At 73.4% G+C, this 9,830-nt stretch carries 9 protein-coding genes; 3 read left to right on the top strand and 6 right to left on the bottom strand.

Annotated features, from left to right (window positions below):
• The 4 genes from purQ to purD form a co-directional block, all read right to left on the bottom strand.
• On the bottom strand, window positions 1-438 hold a 438-nt coding region (gene purQ, locus VF825_RS05255), incomplete at its 3' end, for a phosphoribosylformylglycinamidine synthase subunit PurQ (protein WP_331110876.1).
• Complete coding sequence (gene purS / locus VF825_RS05260; protein ID WP_331110878.1) at window positions 435-707, bottom strand: phosphoribosylformylglycinamidine synthase subunit PurS; 273 nt, start codon at window positions 705-707, stop codon at window positions 435-437. The genes purS and purQ, both read right to left, overlap by 4 nt.
• Window positions 708-824: 117 nt before the next feature.
• Window positions 825-1,757: a phosphoribosylaminoimidazolesuccinocarboxamide synthase gene (locus VF825_RS05265; protein ID WP_331110880.1), complete on the bottom strand. Its 933-nt coding sequence runs from the start codon at window positions 1,755-1,757 to the stop codon at window positions 825-827.
• 57 nt (window positions 1,758-1,814) lie between these two features.
• Window positions 1,815-3,107 (bottom strand): phosphoribosylamine--glycine ligase, encoded by a 1,293-nt coding sequence (gene purD / locus VF825_RS05270; protein WP_331110882.1) that lies wholly within the window; start codon window positions 3,105-3,107, stop codon window positions 1,815-1,817.
• Window positions 3,108-3,458: 351 nt separating this feature from the next.
• Here purD and VF825_RS05275 point away from each other — a divergent pair, with 351 nt between their 5' ends.
• The gene (locus tag VF825_RS05275) at window positions 3,459-4,472 is read left to right on the top strand and encodes a helix-turn-helix transcriptional regulator (protein ID WP_331110884.1); all 1,014 of its coding nucleotides are present in this window, start codon (window positions 3,459-3,461) and stop codon (window positions 4,470-4,472) included.
• A gap of 51 nt (window positions 4,473-4,523) precedes the next feature.
• Here the strand turns inward: VF825_RS05275 and VF825_RS05280 are convergent, their stop codons facing one another.
• Both VF825_RS05280 and VF825_RS05285 read right to left on the bottom strand, forming a co-directional pair.
• Window positions 4,524-5,924: an aspartate aminotransferase family protein gene (locus VF825_RS05280; protein ID WP_331110886.1), complete on the bottom strand. Its 1,401-nt coding sequence runs from the start codon at window positions 5,922-5,924 to the stop codon at window positions 4,524-4,526.
• On the bottom strand, window positions 5,921-6,562 hold the full coding sequence (locus tag VF825_RS05285; protein WP_331110888.1) for a GNAT family protein: 642 nt from the start codon (window positions 6,560-6,562) through the stop codon (window positions 5,921-5,923). The genes VF825_RS05280 and VF825_RS05285 overlap by 4 nt, the downstream gene beginning before the upstream one ends.
• 84 nt (window positions 6,563-6,646) lie before the next feature.
• Here VF825_RS05285 and VF825_RS05290 point away from each other — a divergent pair, with 84 nt between their 5' ends.
• Complete coding sequence (locus VF825_RS05290; protein ID WP_331110891.1) at window positions 6,647-8,869, top strand: HelD family protein; 2,223 nt, start codon at window positions 6,647-6,649, stop codon at window positions 8,867-8,869.
• 340 nt (window positions 8,870-9,209) lie between these two features.
• A partial coding sequence (locus VF825_RS05295) for a hypothetical protein (protein WP_414695776.1) occupies window positions 9,210-9,830 on the top strand: 621 nt, incomplete at its 3' end.

Below are 9,830 nucleotides of genomic sequence, written 5' to 3' on the forward strand. Positions count from 1 at the left end.
GAAGCCACCCTCGCCGTTCTTGAGCACGATGGTGATCTCCTGGCCCTGCTCGAAGTCGGAGGTCCAGGGGGTGGCGGCGTTCTCGACTCGCAGCACCTGGTCGCGGCAGACGAACTTGCGGTGGTCGTTGCGGATCAGCGCGCCGGGCAGCAGGTGCGACTCGCACAGCACCTGGAAGCCGTTGCAGATGCCGAGCACCGGCAGGCCGCCCTGCGCGGCCGGCACGAGCACGTCCATGACCGGGGCGAAGCGGGCGATGGCGCCGCAGCGCAGGTAGTCCCCGTAGGAGAAGCCACCGGGGAGCACGACGGCGTCGACGCCGTGCAGGTCGGCGTCGCCGTGCCACAGGGCGACCGGCTCACCGCCGGCGACCCGGATCGCCCGGGTCGCGTCGTGGTCGTCCAGGGACCCGGGGAAGGTCACGACCCCGATCCTCATGCGGGCTGCCCGGCGGTCTCGTCGGTCAGCTCGGCGACGCGGACGACGTCCTCGATGACCGGGTTGGACAGCAGCTTCTCGGCCGCCTCACGGGCCGCGGCGAGGACCTCCTCGGTCACCTCACCGTCGACGGTCAGCTCGAACCGCTTGCCCTGGCGGACGTCGGTGAACTGGGTGAACCCGAGCCGCGGCAAGGCGCCGGCGACGGCCTGCCCCTGGGGATCGAGAATCTCGGACTTCAGCATCACGTCGATGACGACGGTTCCCATGCGAGGTGCTCCTCGGGGCGCGGCCCTGCCGGGCCTGGCGTGCGGGGTCGCCCTGAGGATATCTGCCGACGTCAGCGGCCCCGACGGCGCGTCCACCCGGCGGCCGGCCGCGCCCGCTCAGCCGAACCGGCGGCCGGTCAGCGCCTCGTAGGCCTCGACGTACTTGGCCCGGGTCTGGTCGACGATCGCCTGCGGCAGCGCCGGGGGGGCCTCGCCGGAGTGGCGGTCCCACCCGCTGGCCGGGGAGGTCAGCCAGTCGCGGACGAACTGCTTGTCGTAGGACGGCTGGGCCCGGCCCGGCTGCCACTGGTCGGCCGGCCAGAAGCGCGAGGAGTCGGGGGTGAGCACCTCGTCGGCCAGGACGATGCCCGGCCGGCCCTGCTCGTCGGTGGCGGCCGGGTCCAGCCCGAACTCCACCTTGGTGTCCGCCAGGAGGATGCCGCGCTCCGCCGCCACCGCGTTGCCGCGCGCCAGGATCGCCGTGGTCAGGTCGCGCACCCGGGAGGCCAGGTCGGCCCCCAGCTCCGCCTCGACCTGCGCGTAGGTCATCGGCTGGTCGTGCTCGCCCACCGGCGCCTTGGTCGTGGGCGTGAAGATCGGCTCCGGCAGCCGCGAGCCGTCCTCCAGCCCTTCGGGCAGGGGGACCCCGCAGACCGAGGAGGTCTGGCGGTACTCGGCCAGGCCGCTGCCGGTGAGGTAGGCCCGGCCGATGCACTCCACCGGGACCATCTGCAGCCGGCGCACCAGCACCGCCCGGCCGGCCACCGCCGCCGGCACGTCGGTGGAGATGACGTGGTTGGGCAGGATGTCGGCGAGCTGCTCGAACCACCACAGCGACAGCTGGGTCAGCACCGCGCCCTTGTCGGGGATCTCGGTGTCCAGGATGAAGTCGTAGGCCGAGATCCGGTCGGAGGCCACGAGCAGCAGCTGGTCCTCGCGGGGCTGCCCGGTGCCGGGGTCGACCGGCGCGTAGAGCTCACGGACCTTGCCGGAGTAGACGTGGGCGAAGCCGGGAAGGGCGGGCGGCGTGGTGGGGACGACCGAGGTCATGCCCCCATCCTCGCAGCCCGCCCGCCCGGTCCCGTGCGCCGGTGACGACGCGCCGGGTCAGGCGGGAGGTTGGGTCGGCACCGCGACCTCGCCGCGCTGCGCGGCGAGCGCGATGTCGGTGCGGTGGTGGGAGCCGTCCAGGCTGATCCGCTCGACCGCCCGGTATGCGCGGTCGCGCGCCTCCTCGAGGTCACCGCCCATGGCGACGACGGACAGCACGCGCCCGCCCGCGGACACCACGGCACCGTCGCGACCCGGCGCGGTGCCGGCGTGCAGCACCCAGGCGTCGTCACCGACCTGGTCCAGGCCGTGGATCTCGTCACCTGTCCGCGGGCTGTCGGGGTAGCCCTTGGAGGCGATGACCACGGTGACGGCGTGCTCGGGGTGCCAGCGCAGCTCGCCCACCTGGTCGAGGGTGCCGGTGGCACAGGCGAGCAGCAGCCCGCCGAGCGGGGTGGCCAGGCGCGCGAGCACGACCTGCGTCTCGGGGTCGCCGAACCGGGCGTTGAACTCGACCACGCGGGGCCCGCGTGAGGTCAGCGCGAGGCCGACGTAGAGGACCCCGGCGAACGGCGTCCCGCGGTGACGCATCTCGTCGACGGTCGGCTGGGCGACCCGGGCGACGACGTCGGCGACCAGGCCCTCGGGGGCCCAGTCCAGCGGCGAGTAGGCCCCCATGCCGCCGGTGTTGGGCCCCTCGTCCCCGTCGCCGACCCGCTTGAAGTCCTGCGCCGGGGTCAGCGGCACGACGGTGGTGCCGTCGGTCAGGCAGAACAGCGACACCTCGGGCCCGTCGAGGTACTCCTCGACGACGACCCGGCCACCCTCCTTGGCCAGGCACTGTGCGGCGTGCGCGACCGCCTGGGCGCGGCTCTGGGTGACCACGACGCCCTTGCCGGCCGCCAGGCCGTCGTCCTTGACCACGTAGGGGGCGCCGAGCGCGTCCAGCGCGTCGGTCACCTCGTCCAGGCTCGTGCACACGTGGGCCAGCGCGGTGGGCACGCCGGCGGCGGCCATGACCTCCTTGGCGAACGCCTTGCTGCCCTCGAGCCGGGCGGCCTGCGCGGTCGGCCCGAAGCAGGCGATCCCGCGGGAGCGCACGGCGTCGGCGACTCCGGCCACCAGGGGCGCCTCCGGGCCGATGACGACCAGGTCGGCGTGCACCTCGGCGGCGAGGTGGGCGACGCCGGGACCGTCGAGCAGGCCGCCTGGCAGGTCGCGGCACAGCGCGATCGTGTCGATCCCCGGGTTGCCCGGGGCGGCGATGACGGCGTCGACCGCGGGGTCGGCGGTCAGGGCGCGGACGATGGCGTGCTCGCGGGCACCGGATCCGATGACGAGAACCTTCACCCGCGAGAGCCTAGGGGAGCCGCCTCGGCGGTGGTCCCGGGTGGCACGGTGAAGTGGCCGACCCGGCATACCGGCGGGAAAAGGGGCGAAAAATGATGTGCGCGGCGTCCCCGGGAGGCAGGGGGGGCTTCTCCCGGGGACGCCGCGACCAGCGCGTGGTCGCCCGGCGGGGGGACCGGCGACTCTTCGCGCCTCGGCCGGTCTAGCCGGCTGACATCACTCTCGCAAAGATCACGGAGGGGTGTAAACCCTTTGGCTGGCGGGCTACAGTCAATGTCGGTATTCCGCCACTTCGACCGGGCCCCTCACCTCGGGGGCTGGGGTGGACTGGGGGCCGAAGGAGGCATCGCCGTGGTGAAGGCCCCACACTTCGCCAACCGCACCCCCGGTCTGGCGTCCGAACCGCCTGACGCGGTCACCGAAGGGCTGGTCACGCGCGTCTACCTGGCCATCCTCCAGCACGCCCACCCCACCCGGGAGCTGCTGGTCGCGCAGGGGATCGAGGGCGAGTCGGTCGACCGGGTCGTGCACATCCTGGCCCAGCGCGGACTGGTCGACGTCCACGCCGACGGCAGCTGGGACCCGACGCCGCCGGACGTGGCGCTGCCCGCGCACGCGGTCAACCTGGAGCGCCGCGCCCGCGAGGCCCGCTCCGCGGCCCACGAGCTCAGCCAGGTCTACTACCAGGCGCGCTCCGACAGCTCCCGTCGGCTGGAGGGCATCACGGTCCTGACCTCGCTGGACGACCTCCACACCGCCACCGCCGAGATCGTGGCCACGGCCACCCAGCAGCTGCGCTCCGCGCGCAACATCTCACCGCGCACCCGGGTGCTGTTCGAGGCGCCGCTGTCCAGCCACCGGGACCGCAGCTACTCCTCGGAGGGCGTCGAGCTCAGCCTGCGGACCACCTACGACGCCAAGGTGCTGGAGTGGGACAACGCCAGCGAGGTGCTGGCGGCCCGCGCCGAGGGCGGGGAGAAGTACCGCTTCACCTATGACCTGCCCTTCTCCGCCGTGGTGGTCGACGACACCGCCGCGGTGCTCGACCTGTCGTCCTACGACGAGAGCGGGCACGGGTCGCTGCTGATCCGCTCCCGCCCGCTCGTCCTGGCGCTGGGGGCGACCCTCGATGCCATCTGGCGCCTGGCCATCCCCACCTCGCGGATGTCGGCCCAGGGCGTCGACAAGCGTGACCTGCACATCCTGTCGCTTCTGGCCGGAGGCGCCTCCGACGCGACCATCTCCCGGCAGACCGGCGTCTCCCAGCGCACCGTCGAGCGCCGGGTGCGGGCGCTGATGGACCAGCTCGGCGCCGGCACCCGCTTCCAGGCCGGCGTGCAGGCCGCCCGGCGCGGGCTCATCTAGATCGGGATCCGGCCCGGACCGGACCAGCCGTGGCCGGACCCAGCCGGGGCCCTAGTCGCCGAAGACCTCGGTCAGCGCCTCGTCGAGGAGCCGCAGCCCGAGCCGGGCCTCCGCCTCGGTGATGATGCACGGCGGGACGACGTGCAGGCGGTTCATGTTGACGAACGGCAGCAGGCCGCGCCGCTTGCACGCCCCGAGGAGGTCGTTCATCGGCTTGGCGGCCGCGCCGGCGGCGTTGTAGGGCACCAGCGGCTCGCGGGTCCCGCGATCGGCGACCAGCTCCAGGGCCCAGAACACGCCCCGGCCGCGGACCTCGCCGATGACGGCGTGGCGGCCGGCCAGCTCGCGCAGGCCCGGGCCGAGGACGTCCTGCCCGATCCGGCGGGCGTTGTCGACGATCCCGTCCTGGTCCATGGCGCGGATCGTCGCCACCGCGGCAGCGCAGGCCAGCGGGTGGCCCGAGTAGGTCAGGCCGCCGGGGTAGGGGCGCTCACGGAACGTCTCGTGGACGGCGTCGCTCAGGATGACGCCGCCGAGCGGCACGTAGCCGGAGTTGACCCCCTTGGCGAAGGTGATGAGGTCGGGGGCCACGCCGCCGTCGATGCCGTCGAGCGCGAACCACTCGCCGGTGCGCCCGAAACCGGCCATGACCTCGTCGAGGATGAGCAGGATCCCGTGCCGGTCGCACAGCTCGCGCACCCCGGCCAGGTAGCCCGGCGGCGGGGTCATGATGCCGGCGGTGCCCGGGATGGTCTCCAGCACGATGGCCGCGATCGTGGCCGGCCCCTCCATCTCGACCACGTGGGCCAGGTGCGCCAGGGCGCGCTCGGACTCCTCCGCCTCGGTCGTGGCGTGGAACTGCGAGCGGTAGAGGAACGGGCCGACGAAGTGCACGACGCCCTCGGCGCCGGAGTCGTTGGGCCAGCGGCGCGGGTCGCCGGTCAGGTGGATCGCCGCCTGGGTGTGCCCGTGGTAGCTGCGGTAGCGGGACAGCACCTTGCGCCGGCCCGTGTGCAGCCGCGCCATCCGCACGGCGTTCTCGATGGCCTCGGCGCCGCCGTTGGTGAAGAAGACGTGGTCCAGTCCCTGCGGGGCCCGCTCGGTGATCAGCCGCGCCGCCTCGCTGCGGACGTCGTTGGCGTGCTGCGGGGCGATGGTGCACAGGCGGCCGGCCTGCTCCTGGATGGCCGCGACGACCGCCGGGTGCTGGTGGCCGATGTTGGTGTTGACCAGCTGGGAGGAGAAGTCCAGGTAGCGGTTGCCCTCGCCGTCCCACAGCCAGCAGCCCTGCGCAGCAGCCACCACCATCGGGGTCAGCGCGCCCTGGGCGGACCAGGAGTGGAACACGTGGGCCCGGTCGTCGTCGTAGGCCCGCCGCGCCGCCTCCCGGTCGATGACCGGGGTGGGCGGGGCGAGCTCGTCGGCAGTGGGCTGGGCGGCGACGTCGGTCATGCCAGCGAGCGTATCCGCGCGACCAGCCCTTCCTCCACGGTCGGCCACTCCTCGCGCAGGATGCTGAACACCACGGTGTCGCGGAACGACCCGTCGGCCCGGCGCAGGTGTCGCCGCAGGACCCCTTCGCGGGTGGCGCCGAGCCTGGCGATCGCGGCCTGGGAGCGGTCGTTGAGCAGGTCGGTCTGGATCTTGACCCGGCCGAAGCCACAGTCCACGAACGCGTGCCGCAGGATCAGCAGCTTGGCCTCGGGGTTGACCGCGGTCCCCCACCACCGCGGGCCGTACGCCGTCCAGCCCAGGTGCGCACGCTCGTTGGCCAGGTCGATGTCGCCCAGGCTGGTCGTCCCCACGACGGTGCCCGCGGCGCCGAGGTCGCCGTCCGCCACCAGCCGCAACGTGTATGCCGTGCGGCCGGTCTCGCGGGCCGAGGCGAGCGAGCGCGCCACCCAGGCCTGCATGGCCTCGAGGTCCGCCGGACGACCGGCCGGACCTCCCCCGTAGCCCTTCGCCCAGACCCGCTCGTCGTCGAGCGCGGCGAAGAGCCCGGGCGCGTCGTCGGCGGTGGTGACGTCGAGACGGACCACGGAGCCGACCAGCGGCTGCCCGGACGGTGGGCGAACGCCTGATGTGGACACGCGGGCAGATTAGACTCGTGCGTTCGCACCTTGACGTGCGACCCCGTTGACCCCACCACGAGCCGACAGGCGGAGAACGTGACCGTGCCGGACCAGTCGAACCACCAGCCGAAGCAGCCCTCGGCGGAGGTCGCCCACGAGATCGCGGTCGAGCAGGCACACGTCGACCGCGTCTACGCCGAGCTGGGCAAGGCCGCCGAGCGCGCCTCCCTGGTCGAGGCCGAGGGTCTGGCACGCGGCCGCACGGACCGCACCGGTGACGTGCGCGAGGAGGAGCTGACCGGCCTGTTCGAGCGGGATGCACTGGTCTTCAACGCGGCCCGCCGTCGGACCACCCTCGACACGCAGTACGAAGGCCTGGTCTTCGGCCGGCTGGACCTGGTCCACGAGACCCGGTCCGGCGGGGAGGACCGCGAGGTCCGCTACGTCGGCCGCCTCGGCGTCCGCGACGACGACTACGAGCCGCTGGTCATCGACTGGCGCGCCCCCGCCGCGGCGCCGTTCTACCGCTCCACCCCGGTCGACCCGATGGGCGTGCTGCGCCGGCGGGTGCTGCGCTGCAAGGGCGCCGACGTCATCGGGGTCGAGGACGACCTCATGGTCCCGGAGGCCCCCGAGGGCATGGTCGTCGTCGGCGACGGCGCCCTGATGGCGGCGCTGACGCGCAGCCGTGGCGCGCAGATGCGCGACATCGTGGCCACCATCCAGCGCCACCAGGACGAGGCCATCCGGGCCTCGGCCCGGGGCGTCACCGAGATCACCGGCGGCCCCGGCACCGGCAAGACCGTGGTGGCCCTGCACCGCGCCGCCTACCTGCTCTACTCCGACCGCCGGCGGTTCGAGAGCGGCGGCATCCTGGTGGCCGGCCCCTCGGCCGCCTACACGGCATACATCGAGCGGGTGCTGCCCTCCCTCGGTGAGGAGACGGTCACGCTCCGCTCGCTCGGCGACGTCGTGGACGGGGTCACCACCGAGCGGCTCGACTCCAACGAGGCGGCGGCGATCAAGGGGTCGCTGCGGATCCGCCGGGTGCTCTCCCGCGCCGCGCGGGACCTCACCCCGGACGCGCCGACGCAGTTCCGGGCGTTCATCGGCGGCCGGCCGATCCGCCTCGACGCACCGGTCCTCAACCGGGTCCGCAACCAGGTGCTGCGCCACCACCAGCGCAACCTCGCCGCCGAGGCCGCCGAGCAGGCGCTCGCCGAGGCGGCGTGGGCCAGCGACCGGCACGGCGAGAAGGCCGACTTCCTCGACCGGTTCACCGACCACCTCGAGGTCGAGGCGTTCATGCAGAAGTGGTGGCGCCCGGTCGACCCGCGCGAGGTGCTGCTCTGGCTCGCCGACCGCGAGCGCACCGAGCGCTACGCCCAGGGCCTGCTGACCCCGGCCGAGGTCGACGTGCTCGTCGACTCGATGCAGGTGGCGCTGGAGACCGGCCAGTGGTCGGTCGCCGACGTCGCGCTGATCGACGACCTCGCCGGCCGGCTCGGCGCGATGCGGGAGGCCCCGCGTGAGGAGCGCGGGTTCTACGAGATCGAAGAGCTCGACGACCTGTCGCAGTACGGCGTGGCGGAGGTGCAGTCCCAGCGGCTGACCCCGTCGGGCACGCCCCGGCAGTCGGAGGTCACGCCACACACCATGCGCGAACGCCTCATGTACGGCCGGATCGGGCGGCCGGAGGAGTACGCCCACGTCCTCGTCGACGAGGCCCAGGACCTCTCGCCGATGCAGTGGCGGATGCTCGGGCGCCGGGGCCGGTGGGCCTCGTGGACGGTCGTCGGCGACGCGGCACAGAGCTCGTGGCCCGACGGTGCGGAGTCGCTGCGTGCCCGGGACGAGGCGTTCGGCACCCAGCAACGCCAGACGTTCCACATGGACACCAACTACCGCAACGCGCGCGAGATCTTCGACTACGCCGCGGTCGTCGTGCGCCGCGAGGTGCCCGACGCCGACATCCCGCAGGCCGTGCGCGAGACCGGGGTGCAGCCCCAGGAGGTCCGGGTGCCCGTGGCTGAGCTGGAGCACGGGCTCGTCGACGCCGTCGAGGACCTGCTCGCCGAGGTCGAGGGCTCGATCGCGGTGATCACCCCGCGCGCCTGGGAGGACCTTGCCGCACCGCTCGGCAAGCACGCCTCGGAGCGTGTCTACGTCGTCGACCCCATGTCCACCAAGGGCCTGGAGTACGACGCGACCGTCATCCTCGACCCGGCGGAGATCACTCGCGAGTCGCCCGGTGGCGTCCGGGTCCTCTACGTGGCACTCACCCGAGCCGCCCACCGGATGACCGTCCTGGAGCCGGCGGGCTGAGACGGCGGGGTCCGGTTTCGGCGGCTCTGCCCGCCAGGGCCGGATCGCCCCCCTTTGGGTCGGCCATTGGGTCGACCCTCCCCCTCGACCCAACCGGTCGAGAATCCCGGCGAACGGATGATGCTCCCCGCAACCGGCTTTACCGAATCCTGACCAATGCGAGCGTGATCGTTACAGAGCAAACCCCTTCGAGGATGACCCCCGCCGGGGTGCCGACCGTCGGCAGTGCTCTTGCGGTCAAGGGAGCGCTCACATGGCTCAGAGGTCCAACCGACGGGGCGCATGGGGGGAAAAGCTGGCAATCGGTGTCGTGGCGGGGGCCATGGTGGTGGCACCGAGCGTGACCGCGGCCGCGGCGTCCGGCAGCACCGGCGCGGCCGCGAACACCACTGCTTCAGCCAGCGGCAACGGCAACGGCCAGAGTGACGTGCCCCCGGGCTCGAACGGCAGCGGCAACGCCAACGACGGCAACAACGGCAACCCGAATGCCAACCCGGGCAACAACGGCAACGGGAGCGGCGGCACCGACACCGGCGGGGGCAGCTCTGGCAATGGCGGGTCCAGCAGCGGCGGCTCCACCAACGGCAACGGTGGCGGCTCCACCAACGGCGGTGGGTCCGACAACGGCAATGGCGGTGGGTCCACCAACGGCGGTGGGTCCGACAACGGCAACGGCGGCGGGTCGACCAACGGCAACGGCGGCGGGTCGACCAACGGCAACGGCGGCGGGTCCACCAACGGTGGCGGCTCCACCAACGGCAACGGCGGCGGGTCCACCAACGGTGGCGGCTCCACCAACGGCGGCGGCGGCTCCCAGGGCAACGGCGGCCAGGGCAATGGCGGCCAGGGCAACGGGGGCGGCAACGGCCAAGGCAATGGCGGCCAAGGCAACGGCGGCCAGGGCAACGGCGGCCAGGGCAATGGCGGCCAGGGCAACGGGGGCGGCAACGGCCAAGGCAAT

Source organism: Oryzihumus sp. (assembly GCF_036391795.1).
GTDB lineage: Bacteria > Actinomycetota > Actinomycetes > Actinomycetales > Dermatophilaceae > Oryzihumus.